Annotated in this window: 14 protein-coding genes; 2 read left to right on the forward strand and 12 right to left on the reverse strand. The window is 66.3% G+C overall.

Translation table 11 applies throughout. The features are described 5' to 3' along the window. Positions 1-6: 6 nt before the first annotated feature. The 9 genes from ABZW74_RS05250 to ABZW74_RS05290 form a co-directional block, all read right to left on the reverse strand. Positions 7-1,449: an MSMEG_0567/sll0787 family protein gene (locus ABZW74_RS05250; RefSeq protein ID WP_355274617.1), complete on the reverse strand. Its 1,443-nt coding sequence runs from the start codon at positions 1,447-1,449 to the stop codon at positions 7-9. Between the two features lie 3 nt (positions 1,450-1,452). Next, complete coding sequence (locus ABZW74_RS05255; protein ID WP_355274619.1) at positions 1,453-2,508, reverse strand: MSMEG_0568 family radical SAM protein; 1,056 nt, start codon at positions 2,506-2,508, stop codon at positions 1,453-1,455. Between the two features lie 54 nt (positions 2,509-2,562). Next, entirely contained in the window at positions 2,563-3,855 is a 1,293-nt protein-coding gene (locus ABZW74_RS05260) for an MSMEG_0569 family flavin-dependent oxidoreductase (RefSeq protein ID WP_240855144.1), read from the reverse strand. A 23-nt stretch (positions 3,856-3,878) separates the two neighbouring features. Further along, entirely contained in the window at positions 3,879-4,175 is a 297-nt protein-coding gene (locus ABZW74_RS05265; protein ID WP_240855142.1) for an MSMEG_0570 family nitrogen starvation response protein, read from the reverse strand. After that, positions 4,168-5,067 (reverse strand): carbon-nitrogen hydrolase family protein, encoded by a 900-nt coding sequence (locus ABZW74_RS05270; protein WP_240855141.1) that lies wholly within the window; start codon positions 5,065-5,067, stop codon positions 4,168-4,170. The genes ABZW74_RS05265 and ABZW74_RS05270 overlap by 8 nt, the downstream gene beginning before the upstream one ends. Before the next feature lie 2 nt (positions 5,068-5,069). Next, a complete protein-coding gene (locus tag ABZW74_RS05275; RefSeq protein ID WP_240855139.1) occupies positions 5,070-5,594 on the reverse strand; it encodes an MSMEG_0572/Sll0783 family nitrogen starvation response protein in 525 nt (174 codons plus the stop codon). A 625-nt stretch (positions 5,595-6,219) separates the two neighbouring features. Next, positions 6,220-8,301, reverse strand: coding sequence for a heavy metal translocating P-type ATPase (locus tag ABZW74_RS05280; protein ID WP_355274624.1), 2,082 nt, complete (start codon positions 8,299-8,301; stop codon positions 6,220-6,222). A 27-nt stretch (positions 8,302-8,328) separates the two neighbouring features. After that, positions 8,329-8,958 (reverse strand): TetR/AcrR family transcriptional regulator, encoded by a 630-nt coding sequence (locus ABZW74_RS05285; RefSeq protein WP_240855137.1) that lies wholly within the window; start codon positions 8,956-8,958, stop codon positions 8,329-8,331. A 28-nt stretch (positions 8,959-8,986) separates the two neighbouring features. Beyond that, positions 8,987-10,267 (reverse strand): competence/damage-inducible protein A, encoded by a 1,281-nt coding sequence (locus tag ABZW74_RS05290; protein WP_355274628.1) that lies wholly within the window; start codon positions 10,265-10,267, stop codon positions 8,987-8,989. A 129-nt stretch (positions 10,268-10,396) separates the two neighbouring features. Here ABZW74_RS05290 and ABZW74_RS05295 point away from each other — a divergent pair, with 129 nt between their 5' ends. Next, a complete protein-coding gene (locus ABZW74_RS05295) occupies positions 10,397-11,584 on the forward strand; it encodes a DUF1214 domain-containing protein (RefSeq protein ID WP_355274631.1) in 1,188 nt (395 codons plus the stop codon). After that, entirely contained in the window at positions 11,581-12,804 is a 1,224-nt protein-coding gene (locus ABZW74_RS05300; protein WP_355274634.1) for a sulfotransferase, read from the forward strand. The genes ABZW74_RS05295 and ABZW74_RS05300 overlap by 4 nt, the downstream gene beginning before the upstream one ends. Positions 12,805-12,808: 4 nt before the next feature. Here ABZW74_RS05300 and ABZW74_RS05305 read toward each other — a convergent pair whose 3' ends face one another. The 3 genes from ABZW74_RS05305 to ABZW74_RS05315 form a co-directional block, all read right to left on the reverse strand. Continuing rightward, on the reverse strand, positions 12,809-13,672 hold the full coding sequence (locus tag ABZW74_RS05305) for an SDR family NAD(P)-dependent oxidoreductase (protein ID WP_240855130.1): 864 nt from the start codon (positions 13,670-13,672) through the stop codon (positions 12,809-12,811). Between the two features lie 44 nt (positions 13,673-13,716). Further along, a complete protein-coding gene (locus tag ABZW74_RS05310) occupies positions 13,717-16,707 on the reverse strand; it encodes an Ig-like domain-containing protein (RefSeq protein WP_355274637.1) in 2,991 nt (996 codons plus the stop codon). 163 nt (positions 16,708-16,870) lie between these two features. Next, positions 16,871-18,505: an MDR family MFS transporter gene (locus ABZW74_RS05315; protein ID WP_355274693.1), complete on the reverse strand. Its 1,635-nt coding sequence runs from the start codon at positions 18,503-18,505 to the stop codon at positions 16,871-16,873. Positions 18,506-18,620: the final 115 nt, after the last annotated feature.

Below are 18,620 nucleotides of genomic sequence, written 5' to 3' on the forward strand. Positions count from 1 at the left end.
CTCTACTCATGCGGCGCCGAGTCCGGTGACCGTGGACCGGATCGCCGTCGTGGTCTCGCCGTCGGGCCAGCGTAGACGCACACCGGGCTCGTCGGTCAGAAATCCGCACGGCGAGGATGCCGCCGGGGCGGCAACCTCGGTGATCGGGGTGGGGTCTGCGATGAGCATCGCGAAGCCGGGAAAGCAGGTGAGCCAGGATCCCATCGACGCATCGGCCGGTCGCGGAACGGCGTCGACATCGAGCACAGCGCCGGTACCCGACGCCTCGGCGAGCATGCCCAGAGTGCCGGCGACCCCCGCCATGCTGACGTCCTTCGCGGCCGCAGGCGCCAGGTCGGCGACCAACGTCGAGAGTGTCGCGAGCTCGTCGGCCGACCGGGAACTCGTACTGTCCCATTGCCGTCCGTGATAGCCAGGGCGCCACGCGCCACCGAGGTCGGCCAGCAGCGACACCGTGTGTCCGGGCCGTCCACCGCCCGCCGCGACCGGACGATCGGTTCGACCCAGGGCGGTCACCGACAGCGAAGCGGGCACACCGACCTGCGTATGCCCACCGAGAACCGTTGTGCGCCAAGCGTGTGCGGCCGCCGACATCCCGCGGACGATCCGGGTCAGGTGGGAGCGGGTCGGTGCGCCGACGGCGTCGAGCAGGCCGACGGGACGCGCGCCCATCGCCGACAGGTCGTTCATGTTGACCAGCACCGAGCACCAGCCGGCCCACTCCGGGTCGCGCTCGACCATCGACGGCAGGATCGCGTCACAGGCGGCAATGAGGTCGGTATCGGGTATCAGTGCACCGTCGTCGCCGCGGAAACCCTTGGGACCCAGGCCACCTCGCTGTGCCATCAGTGGTCGGAGGACGTCCGCCAGCAGCGATTTGGAGCTGTCGGCGAGCCGCTGGACGTGATCGATGGGCCAGGTCATCCGACTATGGGCGCGGCCGGCAATTGTCGGGCCCGTGCCCCGCAGCGTCCATCCCAGGGCCGAGAACATCCGCAGGTAACGGTCTTGGACTGTCGCATCGAACCGCAGCACCCCGGCCGATTCGGCATGCGCGCATGCCGCTCGGATCAGAGCCGGGCCGATCCCGGCTGAGTCACTGCCCGCCGCGACGACCAGTCTGCTGCCGGCCCACCAGCCCAGATCCGTTGTGGTGACGGGGGAGAGTCGAACTCCGCCGACGACATCGCCGTCGGTCGTGATTGCCGCGAGCACCACGGTACGTGGATCGTCGTCCGCGTCGTCGCGGTCGGTTCCGGCAAACAATCCTTGACGATCGACGAACTCGTCGTGCCGAAGTCGATGGTAGGCGGCGAGTTGCTTCGCGCCGTCCACCCGGCGAATCAAGTACGACGGTGGTGCAGTCCGCGGGCCGGCGAGAATCGACAGATCAACCCCAGACGCCGGTTGATGAGTGGAGCTCGGATCGAGATGATTGCCGTCCAACATGATTCAGCCTCCCACCGCCGGCAGGATGCTGCATGCGCCACAGGCTGCGCACCCGGCGCGCTGGTCCGAACCCGTCATCCCGATCAGGCGCAGGTGGTCGGCGACCTCGCGGCTGATCTTCTCGACCACGGCCGGGTCGGGTGCCCTCGCCTCATCGACGTCGACCGCCAGCGTCCCGCGATGAGGCCGGAACGGAACGACGAACGGGTAGACCCCGGCATCGGCGAGTTCCTTTGCACCCGTAATCAGTTCGTCGGGCTCCTCGCCAAGTCCCACCAGCAGGTAGGTCGACACCTGGTTGCGGCCGAACACGCGAACCGCCTCGGACCACGCGGCGCGGTACTCGGTGAGGGGGACGGTCGACTTTCCCGGCATCCATCGTCTGCGTACGGAATCGTCCAGGGATTCGACGTGGATGCCGATGGCGTCGGCTCCTGCTTCGCGGAGATCGGTGATGGTGGACAAGTCGGCGGGTGGCTCGCATTGCACCTGGATCGGCAGGTCGGGGACGGCGCGCTTCACAGCGCGGACGCAACGCGCGAGATGCCTTGCGCCGCGATCCCGTCCGGCCGAGGTGCCGGTGGTCATCACCATCTGCGTGACGCCGTCGAGCTCCACCGCGGCACGGGCCACTGCGGCGAGCTGCTCGGGCTTCTTGACCGCCACCGTCGAACCCGATCGGAGCGACTCTTCGATGGAGCAGAACCGGCAGCGTTGGTCCTCGGCGTAGCGGATGCAGGTTTGGAGAACGGTGGTCGCAAGGACGTTGCGTCCGTGCAGCTTTGCGAGCTGTTCGAACGGAACCCCATCGTCGGTGGTGAGATCGTAGAATCGTGGGCGCCCGATCACGTCGATCGCGAGTCCCGCATCCTCGCCGTCGAGCAGGACACGTGATCCGTCGAACACGAAGGGACTGTCGGAATTTCGCGGGATCGCGGCATGCAGTCCGTCGACGATCAGGTGTCCGTCGTCGGTGGGACCGGCGCCGCCGGTACGGTTGACCGGTGGCGTGCCGCGGATTCCGAGAAGCGCTAGATCGACCCTGGTGGAAGCCGTCATCGTGTTGTCTCCGTTCGACCCTGTCGTTGACCGTCGGGGCATGCGTCTTCCTGACTACTGACCTGAGGCGAGTCGCAGTTCGGGCCGGCCCAGTGCGGCCCCGATCGACTCCGCGACGTGGCGCGCATCCCGGTCGATCCCGAGGAATCGTCCCGAGCCCCAGGTGTGCATCCAGGGCAGACCGACGAAGCTGAGTCCCCGAATCTGAGTCGCGCCACGGGTTTGCATGGGTCGGCCCGCACCGTCGAACGCGCTGGCCTCGATCCACCGGTAGTCGGGCCGGTAGCCGATGGCCCACACGATCGCGGTGATGCCGGCGGTGTCGAGGTCGAGTTCGGTTGGCTCGCTGTCGGGTTGCCACACCGGCTGGTAGCGCCCGGGTTCGGGTGCCTCGATGCAGTTGTCGTCGATGTAGCGATCGATGTCTACACAGATGGAGTTGTAGACGGTGTCGGCCTTGTCGAGCGAGTCGGTGAGGGTCGGGGCGAACTGCAACGCCGAGTCCTTGCCTCCGGCGAGATGTCCGTAGAGGTGCATGCCTTCGAGTGCGAACCGGCGAAGGTCGATGTCACGTCCGCCGTCGCGGCCGGTCACATAGTGATTGGTCTTTTCCTGCGCAGCTTTGCCGCCCGGATACTGCTGTGCCGCGATGTCATACAAGCCCATGTCGGAGAGCCACGTCATGCAGTCGCGTCCGCGGTAGGTCCGGGCAACCCGGGGCGCGTTCCCGACGGCGAGGTGTACCTCTCGACCGGCGAGGTGGAGGTCCTCGGCGATCTGGGCCCCCGACTGGCCGGTGCCGACCACGAGAACGGCCCCGTCGGGGAGTTGATCGGCGTTGCGATACTGCTCGGAGTGAATCTGTGTGACTGCGGGATTCAGCGACGCGGCGTAGGGCGGGATCACCGGGATCGGGTAGCCGCCGGTGGCCACCACCACCTGGTCACAGGTGAGCACTTGTTCGCCGGTCGGGCCGGTCATCGTGAGTTCGAAGGCGTCGCTGCCGGGTTGGCGCAGACGAGTCACGGATGTGTGCGTGCGCATCGGTGGTTCGAAGGTGGCGAGCCAGCCGTCGAGCCACTCGATCACTTCGTCGCGCGTCATGAATCCGTCCGGATCGGTTCCCGAGTATGTGTAGCCGGGCAGCCGGCAGTGCCAGTTCGGTGTGACCAGGGTGAAGTTGTCCCAGCGCTTGTCGGACCATGCGTGCATGGGGGTCTGCGACTCCACCACGAGGTGTTCGATGCCGGCCCGGCCCAGGTACCAGCTGACGGAGAGTCCGGCCTGCCCGCCGCCGATGATGACGACGGGGACGTGATGTGTTGGGGTATGAGCCGATTCGCTCATGATGGCTCCAGGTGGGTTCTGTGTTAGGTGATGGGCAGTGGCGGGTGCATGGTCACAACCTCGACCATTGATTCGGTGGGGTAGCGGACCGCAGCGGCGCGGATGTCGTCGGCGGTCGCCGCTGCGGACGTGCACGCGAAGCCGAACTTGGCGCGGACGCGTTCGGCTGCTTCGTCGAGGGCCTCGGTGGCGCGTCGGCTGAACTCGCCGACCGTGTAGCTCGTCTCGGGTTGCAGGTGGTCGTGGATCACCAGGCTCGGCGAATAGCATTCCTGCACTGCGCCATCGGGCCACCGCACGGTGAACGTCATCTCAGGCATGGGCCAGACTCCGCCATCCTGCGTCGCCGGTGGCGTCGAGTTCGGTGAGGGCGCCGTAGGCGTCGGGTCGTCGGTCGCGGAGGTGGAACATGCCGGCCCGCATGGCGGTGAAGGTGCCGGCGATGTCGACCTCGGCGACGGCGAGTCCGGCATCGAGCAGGGTCGAATCCAGCACATTGCCGCCGGGATCGACGATCTTCGCGTTGCCTACGTAGCGCAGGGAACCAAACGTCCCGGCCTGATTGGACGCCACCCAGAACACCTGATTGTCCAGTGCCCGTGCCGAATCGAACAGATTGAAGCGGTACGTCCAACGGTCGTCCTGCAGGTTCTCCGCGGTGGCTGTTCGGGCCGCCGGCCATGCCGACAGGCTGGCGATGATCTCCGCACCGCCCAACGCCATCACCCGGGCCGCCTCGGGGAATGCCTTGTCGTAACAGATCTGGAGTCCGACGCGCCCGACCGGAGTGTCGAACACCCCGTAGTCCGTGCCAGACGAGTACGACATGTTCTCGCCGAGTGGCTGATGCACCTTGCGGTAACTGCCGTAGATCGTGGTTCCGTCGAGCACGGCGGCCGCGTTGTAACGCGTCTCTCCGTCCTCCGCGAGTTCGCAGAATCCGATCGCGACGACCATGTCACCGACGATCGATTGCACCCGTTGGATTTCCGGGCCGTCGAGGCGGATTGCGGGAGGTAGCGATCGCGACGTCGTCTTGACCGTGTCGCCATGGTTGCCGAGTGAGGAGAGGTAGCCGCCGATGGCCGCTTCGGGAAAGACGAGGAAGTCGACGCCGCGTTCTCGTGCTCGCGCGACGTACTCGGCGATGGTCTGGTAGTTCTGTTCGAGATCGCGGGTGAAATTCGCCGCAACCGATCCGATGACAGTCATGGTCACACCATGTACGTGGAGTTGATGATGGCGCCCTTGCGGGCGTAGTGGATGATGGCGTCCTGCACGTCGAGTGGGTGAGCGGGGATGACGCCCTCGATCAGATCCTCCTCGCGTCCGCCGTGCAGTGCCAGGCCGAATCGGCAGCAGAACACCGTGCCGCCCTCGGAGATGAAGGTCTCCAACGAGTTGTTGATGTTCTGCTCGCCGGGGAAACCGGAGTCTCCCGTCGTCGGAAAGCCACGGGTGGCAAGACAATTGATCGCGCCCGGGCCGTAGAAGTAGATGGCCGACTCGAATCCCTTGCGGAGTGCGCGTGTTGCCTGGAGCACGGCCACGAAGGAGACCGAAGACTCGTGCGCGATGCCGTGCACGAGCGTGAAGTACGTCTCGCCGTCCTCGGCCTGGTAGTCCGGGAAGATCTTGGTTCCGCCATAGATGTTGGAGCCCTTGGGAAGTGATGGATGTGGGATCTCCGCGAGAGACGACGCGATGTTGGCGGTGATGGTCTCGTCGAACGACGGCATGGCTGCTCCTGGGAGTCACGTGCGCAGGCACGGTGGCGGGGGTCAGGCGACGCTGCCTGGAGTGATCGAGTTGGACTACGATCGTGGGTAGCGCTGCTGGCTACGAAATACAGTTCACGCCCACAGTATTTCGTGGTGGTTACGAGCGGACTAATTGAGCGGCCGATCCCGTTAACATGACCGCTGGCTCCACCGAGTCAGCGACCCACCCCACCGACGAACACTTGGCGGGTGGTCGTCGAGCCTTGGGGCGCACCAAAAGTGGGGGAAGAAGTTTCGTCCCCTATCCTTGGTGTCGTCCCCACGAAATTTCGCGGGGACGACTTGGAACTTGGGGGAAGAAGTTCTTCCCCTAGATTTTTCGGGCCGGGTGCTGGCGCACTACCCCAGTTCAGAGCGGCAGTCACCAAGCGCTCGGATCATCGACCCACCCGCTGACGTCGTCGGCGATCGTAGAGGCCAGAAGAGCCTGGTCGCCGAGCGCGAGGCATTCCGACCCACCGAACCCACCGCGATCCTGTCGGATGCCTGTGCCCCTCAACCCCACCACGTGCACTATCCACGTGGCCAGCCTCCCAGGTACAGATTTCCGCAGGTCGCCGCGGTGGTCACCCAACATTTCGAGTCAGCGCAGATAGCGCTCGACGGAGCGCTCGGGTGTCAGATCGAGACGGCGAAGCAGTTGTGCGTTGAGCGCGACCACGACCGTCGACGCCGACATGAGGATGGCACCGACGCTCATCGGGAGGACGAATCCGATCGGGGCCGCGATTCCGGCCGCGAGTGGAACCGAGATGAGGTTGTATCCGGCTGCCCACCAGAGGTTTTGCTTCATCTTCCGGTAGGATGCGCGGGAGAGTTCGATGACCGACAGCACCGATCGTGGATCGTCCGACGCGAGGATGACGCCGGCTGAGGCGATCGCTACGTCGGTTCCCGCGCCGATCGCGATCCCTACGTCGGCCGCAGCGAGCGCGGGGGCGTCATTCACGCCGTCGCCGACCATGGCGACCCGGCGTCCTTCGCTCTGCAACTCGGCGACCTTGGCAGCCTTGTCTTCCGGGCGCACACCGGCATACACGCGATCGATGTCGAGTTCGGTGGCGACCGTGGCGGCGACGGCCTCGGCGTCGCCGGTGATCATGACCACCGCAACGCCGGCGTTGTGGAGTGCCTCGACGGCCTGTCGCGATTCGGGCCGGATCTCGTCGTCGAGCCGCAGCGCTCCGATGACCGCGCCGTTGGACACGACGTGCAGGATGATTGCGCCCTCGCGGCGCCACTCGTCGGCGACACCGAGTTCGTCGGCGCGTTCCTCGTCGAGCAGGTGGGGTCCGCCGACCCGCACCCGACGACCGTCGACGGTTGCGGTGACGCCCACCGCTGGAGATGACGAGAAGTCCGACGCCGCAGTAACATCCAATCCTCGCGCGTCGGCCGCGGCGGTGATGGCCCGGCCGAGCGGGTGTTCGCTGTCGGCCTCGGCGGCCGCGGCCACGGCGAGCACGTCGTCGGCGTCGTGCCCGGGGGCGGGCTCGATTCCGGTGACGGCGGGCGCGCCGGCGGTGAGGGTTCCGGTCTTGTCGAACAACACGGCGTCGACGGTCCGCATGGTCTCCAGGGCCAGGCGATCCTTGACGAGGACGCCTCCGCGCGCGGCACGTTCGGTCGCGATGGCAATCACCAGGGGGATGGCCAATCCGAGGGCGTGCGGACAGGCGATCACCAGAACAGTGATCGCTCGGACCACCGCGTCGTCGGGCATGCCGATCGCCGTCCACACCACCGCGGTGATCAGCGCTGCGCCGAGTGCGAACCAGAACAACCAGCCTGCTGCGGTATCGGCAAGGCGTTGTGCGCGGCTGGAACTCGACTGCGCATCCGTGACGAGTCGCTGGATTCCGGCCAGTGCGGTGTCGTTGCCTATTGCGGTGACGCGCACCCGAATCCCAGAGTCCGTGGCCACCGTGCCGGCCACCACGCGATCGCCGAGCCGACGGTCGACGGTCCGCGATTCGCCGGTGACCATCGATTCGTCGATCCCGGCCGAGCCTTCCACGATCACTCCGTCGGCGGGAACCGTGCCACCGGGCCGCACGATGACGACGTCATCGACCACGAGGTCGGCAGGGGTGACGGTCACGACGTCGTCGCCCTCGATCCTCTCGGCCTCGTCGGGCATCAGCGCTGCGAGCGAGTCCAGCGCCGACGTCGTCTGCGCAAGAGAGCGCATCTCGATCCAGTGCCCGAGCAGCATGATGACGACGAGTAGCGCGAGTTCCCACCAGAAGTCCAGGTCGTCGTCGAGCACGCCCAGCGTGGCTCCCCACGACGCCACGAACGCCACGGTGATGGCCAGGGCGATGAGGAGCATCATCCCGGGTTGCCGCTGCCGGATCTCACCGATTGCGCCGGTCAGGAACGGGCGACCGCCCCAGACATATATCACCGTCCCCAACAGCGGGGATACCCACGACACCCAGGTGGCATCCGGTAGGTGGTAGCCGATCAGGTGCGCGAACATCTCGCTGGCCACCACGACCGGGACGCCCAGGACCAGCATGATCCAGAAGAGTCGACGAAAGACGGCCACGTGGTCGGCGTGACCACCGTGGCCCGAGTGGTCGGTGTGGCCGGCATGGCTGCTGTGATCGCCGTGCATCATGTGATCACCGTGCATCGTGGGGTCGTGATGGGAGGTGGCCATGGCGCCACCGTATACCCTATAGGGGTATCAGCGCGACCCGCGACCGGGTTCCATGATCGTCTCCGCAAGCGCGGTCAGGCTGACGGTGAGGATCTGCTGGACTTCGCTCTTGGACAACGACTCTCGATCCAGCCATTCCCGTGCGGCGGCCCGCACCATGCCACCGTAGGCACGAATGGCGGCGGATGCCGTTGCGCGCGAGGCGTCGTCGCCGTCGAACCCGATGGCCTCGAGAACGCGCTGTGCGGCGTGGTCGTCGGCCTCGTCGAGAATGGCACGCACCTCGGGGTCGTCGCCGACGCCTTCGCCGCCGACGGCAAGCCAGGCGCGGCCGTGGGTACCGAGCACTGTCAGGAGCCAGTCGACGGACGATTGCACCCGTTGGTGCAGGGTGCCTTCCGGCAGATTGACCTCGTCGAGCTCGGGCACGAACATCATCGCCCGGACGACCTCGAGGTAGAGGTCGCGTTTGGTGCCGAAATAGTGGTTGAGCAACCCGCGGGCGACTCCGGCGTCACGTGCGACCGAAGCCATTTGCACAGCGGCATAGGGCTGTTCGCCGAATGCGCGGATCGCGGCAGCCAAGATGTCGGACCGGCGTTCATCGGGCCCGAGCCGGCGCCAACGAGGCTCCTCGGATGTGCTCACCCCTGTCATGGTGTCACACGGGGGTGCAGCGTCGGGCTCAGGTGAGCTCGCGGAGGAGCAGATGCAGCACTGCCGTCGTCGCCAGTGACCGGACGGACGCCCGATTGCCCGGGAATCGACGCGTCACGGTGACCGTGTCCCGACCGGCGATGGCGATTCCGAAGCAGACCGTACCGACCGGTTTGTCCGGACTGCCGCCGTCGGGGCCGGCGACACCGGTGGTGGAGACTGCGGTGTCGGTGTCGAGACGATGCAGCGCGCCTTCCGCCATGGCCCGGGCAACCTGCTCGCTCACCGCGCCGAACTCGGCGATCATCTCGGCAGGCACGTCCAGGAGGCCGGTCTTGACGTCGTTCGCGTACGACACCACACCACCCATGACGTAGGCCGACGACCCGGCCCGGTCGGTGAGACGCGCGGCAACCAGTCCGCCGGTGCACGACTCGGCGGTGGCCATGCGCCGACCGGTCAGCGCCGCGGCGATCAGATCTGCGAGCGTGGCGCCGTCGGTCGAGAAGATCTGCCGCTCATGAGCGTCGAGCAACACGCGCACCAGCCCGTCGTAGGACGACGCCGCCTCGGCCGGAAACCGCGTGACGATCTCGACTTCGCCGCCGCGCAGGCAGGTCGTGATCTCCAGGTCGTCGAAGCCGTCGACCTGACCCTCCGCATTGCGGAGGGTCGCGGCCAGTTCGGCTTCTCGCAGGCCGTACGCACGGATGGTCTCCTGGCGGTGCTCGCCGCGTCTCGCGATGGCGTCGGCGATCTGCGGGGTGGCCAGACCGGCCGGCCACATCGCCTGCAGCTCGGCCGGCGGCCCCGGCAGGATGAGGATCGCGGGCCGTGCGGGCTGCGCACTGATCGCCACTCCGGGCGCGGTTCCGACCGGCGCAATCGATTGTGCACCAACGGGTACCAATGCCTGTTTCCGAACGCCTGCCGCAGTCGCGACCGGGTCGGTCTGCACCCCGGAGCGGGACTGCCAGTCGCGCACACGTTCGGCGATATGCGCCTCGAGGTCCGCCTCCACACGCAGTTCCAGCCCCGCAAACGACGCGACGGTGGCGACGGTGGCGACGGTGAGATCGTCGGCCGTCGGGCCCAGGCCGCCGGTGGTGACGATCAGGTCCACCCGTTGCTCGGTGAGGAACGCCAGTTGCGCGGTCAGGTCGGCAGGCCGGTCGCCGCAGATGGTGATGTGTGCGACGTCGACGCCCAGTTCGAGGAGTCGCGCGGCCACCCACGGACCGTTTCGGTCGGTCACCCGACCCGACAGAACCTCGGTACCGGTGACCACGATGCCCGCGCGCACACTCACCTCGTCGAGCCTAGTCGCCTGCTGCCCGAGGGGCGTGCGCCCGCGGGTTGTCCGCATGATCGGCCAATGCCCGGACATCGGGCAGCGTCGTCGCCGATCATGAGTGCAACCGATCTCGAAAGGTGGACGATGAACGGTCGGACGATCGCGACGTCGATGTTGGGGCAGTTCAAGCGGGCCCGGGTCGCCTACTTGAAGCTGCGGGGACAAACACCGGACACCGTCGCCGAGCAGCGCGTCGCCAGCGGCAAGACGTGGGAGGAGTTCTGCGACACGCTCAAGGCGGCGGGCGCGGCGGTCGTGTTCCCCGGGACGCCGACCGACCCGCTCACGCAGGCCGAGGGCTACCGCTACCTCAGTCGCCTCACCCGCGCCGGACTCGAGGCGTTTGTCGAGTACGCCGATCCTCGCGCACCGGTACTGCGCCGCATGGTGCACGAGACCGTGAAGATGGGTTCGGACAACCCCGACAACTTCTACATGAACGCCAATATCGACGGGACACTCGAGTACCGGATCAGCGGCACGCGAGGCACCGTCGACTACCTCGGCTTCGGTACGCAGGAAGGCAATTACGGGGAAGGCGGCCAGATGCCGACCACCGGCTATGTGGAGGCCGCCGAACTCGCCATCGCACCCGACGGCTCCTTCGAACTCATCGTCAGCGCAACCGAGCACAGCGGGAACTGGCTACCGATGACGCCGGAGACCGGACTGCTGATCGTGCGGCAGACCTTTGCCGACCGCACCACCGAGGTCCCTGCCGAAATCGAGATCGAGGTGCTCGGCGGGTCGGCCTCACCGGAGCCCCTGACCGCCGCGCAACTCGACGCCGGACTCGGGCGTGCGAGTCTGTTGGTTGCGGGTGCATCGATGCTGTTCGCCAAGTGGGCCAAGGACTTCCAGAAGTATACCAACGAGTTGCCGATGTTCGATCCGGAGCGTTCGACGAAGGCCGGCGGCGATCCGAACATCATCTACTACCACAGCTATTGGCGGCTCGGACCCGACGAGGCGCTGGTGATCGACAGCGAGATCCCCGAATGTGACGGCTGGAACTTCCAACTCGACAATCACTGGCTGGAATCGTTGGACTACCGCTATCACACGGTGCACGTGAACAAGCACACCGCGAAGTATCGGCCCGACGGCTCGGTGCGGATCATTGTCGCGCACCGGGACCCGGGACTTCCCAACTGGATCGAGACCACCGGGCATGACTGTGGCGCAATGTCATTCCGCTGGATTCGCGCCCAGAACCACCCGCAGCCGCAGACTCGGGTGGTGCGGGTCGACGACCTCGCGGGTCTCCCGTGACCGACGGATTCACCCCCTTCGTTCGGCGGCCGATCCGCCTGCTCAACCGTCTCGGCTCTTTGCTCGAGGAGCGAGGTGTCACGGTGGACCTGTCCGCCGAGACATTGCGTCGTCGTGCGGTGAAGGCCACGGGATTGCCGTGGTCGGCCGATCGTCAGACGGATCTTGCATTGGATGCGTTGTGCCGCTCGATCATCGAGGACGCCCAGCTGAGTACCTTTGGGGCGCTGGTGATCCGGGCCCGCATGCACGGCATCCTCACCACGCGCCTGCGCGTCGCGGCGCTACTCGAACGTTATCCCGACATCGCGACACTGCCCATCGAACCGCCCATCGTCATCGCCGGCCTGCAGCGCAGCGGCACGACGATGCTGCACCGGCTCATCGCCGCGGACCCGGACATGCGGGCCGTCGGCTCCTGGGAGGTGGTGCATCTGCTTCCGCGTAAGCGAGAGAAGTCGGGTCGGCCGACCGTGCGGATCGCCCAGACCAAAGCCGCGGAACTAGCGCTGCGCTACTTGAATCCGCAGTTCTTCGCGATCCATGCAGTGGAGGCCGACGGTCCCGAGGAAGACGTTCTGCTGCAGGAGTATTCGCTGCTCTCGCAGGTTCCCGAGGCTATGCTGCACGTGCCGTCGTATGCCGAGTGGCTGTCGAAGCAGGACATGCACGGTTCGTATGCCTACCTGAAGGTCCTGCTTCAGATCCTGCAGTGGCAAGACCCCCGTCGCCGCTGGGTGTTGAAGACACCTGCACACCTGGAGCACCTCGACACCCTTCTCGACGTCTTCCCGGATGCGCTGATCGTGCAGACCCATCGCGATCCGCTGCGCACCACGGCGTCGTTCTCGAGCATGCTCGCCCACGGACACTCCATGTTCAGTGAGCACGTCGATGCGCGTGAGGTGGCGCGCCACTGGCTGACGCGTAATGCGGACATGGTGAATCGTGCGCTCGACGTACGTGAGCAGCGTCCCGAGGTCTTCCTCGATGTGCGCTACGAGGACCTGGTCGACGATCCGATGGCCCAAGTCGAACGCATCTATGCCGCAGTAGGATTCGAACTGACCGAGGAGGTGCGCGCGCGGATGGAGGAGCACCGGAAGGGGCACGCCCAGCACAGCCACGGCGTGCACAGGTACTCATCGGAGGAGTTCGGGCTGAGCGAAGGTGAGGTAAACGACGCGTACGCGCGATACCGTGCAGCGTTTGCGCTCTGAGCTTTCAGAGCGGGTAGGCGGTGGCGGTGAGTTCTTCACCCTTGGCCCACAGGCGCGCTGCGACATCGAAATCGCATGCAGCCGTCGAGCGTCCGAAGAGCACGGGCTCGCCACGCAGCGCCCAGATGCCGTCGACGCCGACGTAGCTGCCCGGCGCGATGGGCCGGGTCAGGCAGTAGAGCGTGGTCTGCGCACCGGCGTCGTTGTCGTTGGCCAGTAGCGACGCGCCGCTCTGGACGATGCGATGGGCGATACCCAGACCTGGCTTGTTGGAGATGTTCGACGCCACCCAGCCCGGCGTGGTCATCATCGCGCTGACCTCGGATCTGCTGCTGCGCAGTCGTCGATCGAGTTCGAGTCCCCAGAGCATCACGGCCAGTTTCGATCTCGCGTACGCACGGGCGGGATTCCAGCCCTTTGACGTCAGGTCGAGGTCGTCGGGGTCGAGGGTGGCGCCACGATGCGCGTCCGACGCGACCAACACGATCTGCCTCGTGATGCGGGGCAGCAGCAGGTTGGTCAACGCGAACGGGCCGAGGAAGTTGGTGCCGATGCCGAGCTCGAATCCGTCTGTGGTGGTGCGATGCTGGTGTGGGAAGACTCCGGCATTGTTGATGAGATAGTCGACGCTGCCGTCGAGCGTCTCGGTGAACTCCCGCACCGAGGCAAGGTTTGCGAGGTCGAGATGGATGACCTCGCAGTCGCCGCCGAACTCCGCCGCACGTTGCTTCCCGAGTTCGACGTTGCGCACGGCGAGTACCACGCGCACGTCCGCTTGCGCGAGGGCTCGCGCGGTGGCCATGCCGAGACCGTTGGTGGCGCCGGTGACAACGGCTCTGCGTCCGGCCAGCGCGGTGAGGTCTTCCATGCGCTCAGTGTGTCACCGTACAGTCCATCCTCGATAGGACTCGGTCAGACGCCAGTGGTGGAGTTCACCGTGACCGCCACTGGGGTCGATCCGCCATGCCCGTCGCTCACGGTGACGACAAACGTGTCCGACCAGTTGACCCCCGGTTGATTGCCCGTGTAGGTCCACGCCCCGGTCGTCTCGTCGATGACGACTGTGCCGTGCGAGGGTGCGGTGGTCACCGCGTAGATGAGGGCGTCTTCGTCGGCGTCCGACCCGGTCACGACCCCCGATCTCACCGGCGTGGTAAAGGCCTGCAGGTCGGTGGTGAAAGCGTCTGTGACGTAGAGGGTCTTCCCGTCCGGCGACACGACCAGATCGTTGGGTAGGTAGCCAGAGCTGGTCACCGCGAGGGTACTGACGCTCTCGCCGCTGACTGTATCGATGACCGCAACACTCTTGTTGCCCTGCCCGTTGACGGTGGCGACATAGAGCGATTTGCCATCAGGAGTTATCGCCGCAGCCGTTGTCTGGCGTCCGAGCGGGATCACCTTGGTAACCGCCATCGTCGCCGAGTCCAAGACATATACGGAGTTGCTCGTCCCGCCGGTGACATAGAGCGTGTCACCGTCGGGCGATATCACGATGTCGGTGATGCCGACGGAGGACAAGGCTGACGGAGTGGTTTCACCGGTCTCGATGTCTATGCGCGCCACCGTGCCCGAGTGGGCGGCGTAGATCGCGGTACCGTCGGGGCTCGGCCTGACAATGTAGGCGGCGTCACCGCTCACGTTCGGGACGGTGGAGACGGCGAGGGTCTCCGCGTCGATCACCGCCACCGACGGGCCGGCGGCGTCGCTGCCGACGTAGATCCATCGTCCGTCGGAACTCACCGCGACCGTAGTGGGTTTCTGGACCGGGATGGTGTGGGTGACCGTGCCGGAGGCGGTGTCGACGACGGACACGCTGTTGCCCCAAAAGTTCGCGACGTATGCCGTCGTGCCGTCGGGACTCAGCGCAACCGCTTGCGGGTTCTGTCCCACCGTGACCTTCGTGATGCTGCCGTTCGTGGTGTCGAGGATGACCAGGTGCCCCGTCTGGTACTCCTGGCTGGGCATATACACGTACCGCCCGTCCGGGCTTACCGCGCTGCCATTGAGCCACTCGTAATGGATTCTGCCGCCAACGGTGCCGATGGCGCCGACGGTGGTGGTCGTGCGCGTGCTGTTTTGGGACGACAGCACGGTGTAGCCGGCCGTGGGTGCGTTGTTGAAGGGATAGAGCGTGACGGGGATCGCGTGGGTGGTCGTGCCGCCGTGGCCGTCGGTGGTGGTGACGGTGATCGTGTCTGTGGCCGGGAGGCTGGGATCGCCCGCGAGTGCGTGGACGTAGTCAGGATCGGCGCCGTAGTACACGGTGATGGAACCGTCGGTGTTGTTGATGACGGTGGCGACCCCGCGTTGGGATGAGGCAGTGGTGGTGAGGTCATCGCCGTCGCCGTCGGTGCGGGTGAAGGTGTAGGAAACGCTGTTGTACGCGTTCTGGGCGTCCGTGAGCGTGAGTACCGGGGCGCTGTTGACGGGTGCGATCAGCGGGCTCAGCGTGACTGTGCTCGTGCCGCCGTGACCGTCGTCTGCGGTGACGGTGAAGGTGTCGCTGCCGAGCGGGATGCCGTCGGCGGCGAGTTGGTGGGCGTAGTCGGCATCGGGTACGTAAATGATCGCGACGGTCCCGTCCCCGTGATCGTTGATATCGATCGTGCCGTGTGCGGGCGTGGTGTGGGTGATCACGAGGTCATCGCCGTCGCCGTCGGTGCGGGCCAGGATGTAGACGCTGGTGTTGTCTGGGTAGGTTCCGCCGCTGAGCACCGCCAGCGACGGCCCCTGATTCTGGGCGGTGACCGGCACGGTGATGGTTGCTGTTGTTCCGGATGCTGGTGTGACGCTGTAGGTGTGGCGTTGACCGTCGGTGGCGGTGATGGTGAAGGTGTCGGTGGCCGGCAGGGTGGGGTCGGCGGCGAGGGCGTGGGCGTAGGTGGGGTCGGGGGTGTAGGTGTAGGTGCCGTCGGGGTTGATGGTGACGGTGCCGTGGTCGGGTGCGTCGATCAGGGTGTAGGTGAGGGTGTCGCGGTCGGGGTCGGTGGCGCCGAGGGTGCCGGTGACGGTTCCGGTTGTGGTGTCGACGGTTTGGCCGGTGGGGGCGAGGTTGGGTGCGCTGTTGAGGTAGCGGCGGTTGAGTTGTTGCCATGCGGCCCACACGAACACGAGAGCGGGTTGTGCGGGGGTGGGATTCGGGCTGGATTGGTGGGGGTTGTAGCCGAACAGGGTGAGGATGCCGGCCACGATGCGGGTGGGGGTGTTCTCGACGGGGGCGCCGTTGTCGGTGGTGGTGGCCGGTGCGGGGCCGTTGCCGGTGACCGTGCCGCCTTCGGGGGTGGCGGGTGGTGTGGTGGTCTGCAGGAGTGCGGGGGTCTCGGTGACAGTTGTCGGTGCTGCGGGTGAATGTCGTTGTGTGTCGGGGTGTTCGGCCACCTGGGTGGTGTCGGGTGTAGTGGTGGTGGCTGGTTCGTGGCGGTCGGGGGTGGGGGTGGTCTCGGTGGCGGCGGTCGGCGCGTTGTTTGCGATCGTGGGGGTGGGTTCGGGTGTGGCCGTGGCGCTGTCGGGTGTGACGGTCACCACCGCGGGCGGGGTGTCGGCGTTGTCGTCGGTCTGGTCGGTGTCGTCGGGCGTGGTGGTCGAATCGGCGTCGTTGTCGGTGTTGTCGGCCGCATCGCCGTCGGTGGTCTCGTTGTCGGAGTTCTGTCCTGCGGCGGCTGCCGGGTCCGAATCGTTGTTCGTCGAGTTCGATGAACTGGAATCATCTCGCGAGTGATCGGACTCCGATTCCGAGGACGAGTCGTCGGAGGTGTCGTCCGAGGTGGAGTTGGAGCTGTTGGACGATCCGTCGGAGGGTTCGGCGAAGGCGACGACGGGGCTGCCGCCGAGCCAGAGTGCGGCTCCGGCGCCGGTGGCCGCTGCGAGGGCTTTGATGCGATGGGTGGTGGTGCGGTGGTGCATCGCTGCGGTCCTCCTGGGAATGAGAAGGGCCGCAGCCGGATTCGTCCGGTCCAGGCTCTCCTTCTCGCCTCACCCGCAACGTTACGAATGTCGACGCGGTGAGGTAAGTCCCAGTTTGGGGCCACGGTTAGCGACGCTAACCATGAACTTTGCTCGCGCTACATCATCGAGAATGCTTGCCGGAGAACTCCTTTTCGCTTTCGATGATGCCGTCGAACTCGGCGTCCACCTTTGCGGTGTCCATCAACTCGGTGTCGAGCAGCTCGGGTGCGGACGCTGCCAGTTGCGCACTCTCCTCGAGCGACGAGCTCGTCTTGAGCGCGACTTCCTTGATGAACAGGATGGCGACCAGGCTGAGCGCGGCCATCACGCCGGCGACCAGGAAGATCCGGGCCGTGCCGTCGCCGTATGCGCCGCGGACGATGTCGGCGATCGGACTCGGCAACTCGTTGAGGTTCGACAATCCCGCATCGGACCCACCGGTTTGCGCGGGGTTGATGCCGACGGCGCGTAGGCCCGACGCGATCAGGTCGGTCACGTGGTTGGAGAGAACGGCACCCAGCACGGACACGCCCGCCGCGCCACCGAGGGAACGGAAGAACGTGACTGTCGAGGTGGCGGCACCGAGGTTGTCCGGGGTGACGTTGTTCTGCACGGCGAGGACCAGGTTCTGCATCGTCATACCCATGCCGAGCCCCAGGATGAAGAGGTATCCGCCCAGCAACACCATGTTGGTGTGCGCGTCGATCGTCGACAGGAGCCCGAAGCCCGCGGTCATCGCTGCGGCGCCGGCCACCAGGAAGCCCTTCCATCGGCCGTACCGGGTGATGAGTTGGCCCGACACGGTGGCCGACACCATCGAACCGATGATCATCGGCAGCGTGAGCAGACCGGCCGCCGTCGGTGAGTAGCCACGTGCGATCTGGAAGTACTGGCCGAGGAACACGGCACCGCCGAACAGGGCGACACCGACTGCGACGCTCGCGAGAGTGGCCAGCGCGGTGGTCCGATCGCGGAACAGGCGCAGCGGAATGATCGGGTCGGCGACGCGCGACTCGGTGATCAGTGCCGCGATGAGCAACACCACGCCCAGTGCGACAAGGCCGATCGACATCCCCGACGACCAATCGAAGCTCTTGCCCGCCAGGGTGACCCAGATGAGCAGAGTGCTGACACCGGCAGCGATGAGCACGGCACCGAGGTAGTCGATGTGCACGCCGGCCTTGCGGACGACCGGCAGGTTCAGGGTGCGCTGGATGACCAGCAGTGCGATGACCGCAAGCGGAACGCACACGTAGAAGGTCCAGCGCCAGCCCAGCCAGCTGGTGTCGACGATGACGCCGCCGATGAGCGGGCCGGCCACCGTGGCCAACGACATCACGGCCGCGATCGGACCCTGGTAGCGGCCACGCTCACGCGGGCTGAACATCGACGCGATCACGATGACGACGAGTGCCTGGAGGCCGCCCAGGCCCAGACCCTGGATGACGCGGAAGCCGATGAGCATGCCCACCGACTGGGACAGGCCGGCGAGTATCGAGCCGAGGGTGAACAGCATCAGCGACAGCTGCACGAGGAGCTTCTTGCTGATCAGATCGGAGAGTTTGCCCCAGATGGGGGTCGTCGCCGTCGACGCCAGGAGGGTCGCGGTGACCACCCAGGTGTACTGATCCTGGGTGCCGTGCAGGTCGGTGATGATGGTCGGGAGCGCGTTGGACACGATCGTCGACGAGAGAAATGCGACGAACATGCCCATGAGCAGGCCGATCAGTGCCTCGATGCGTTGCCGATGGGTCATCGGCGCACCCGAGGCCTGTTCGGCTCGCGTGGTTGTCGTGGTCAAGGTGAGACCTCCGGGTTCAGGTGGCAGGACGCCGCTGTGCGCGGAGTCGGAAAGGGGGGCGACCCGCCAG

Source organism: Gordonia sp. NPDC003585 (assembly GCF_040610755.1).
Taxonomy (GTDB): Bacteria; Actinomycetota; Actinomycetes; order Mycobacteriales; family Mycobacteriaceae; genus Gordonia.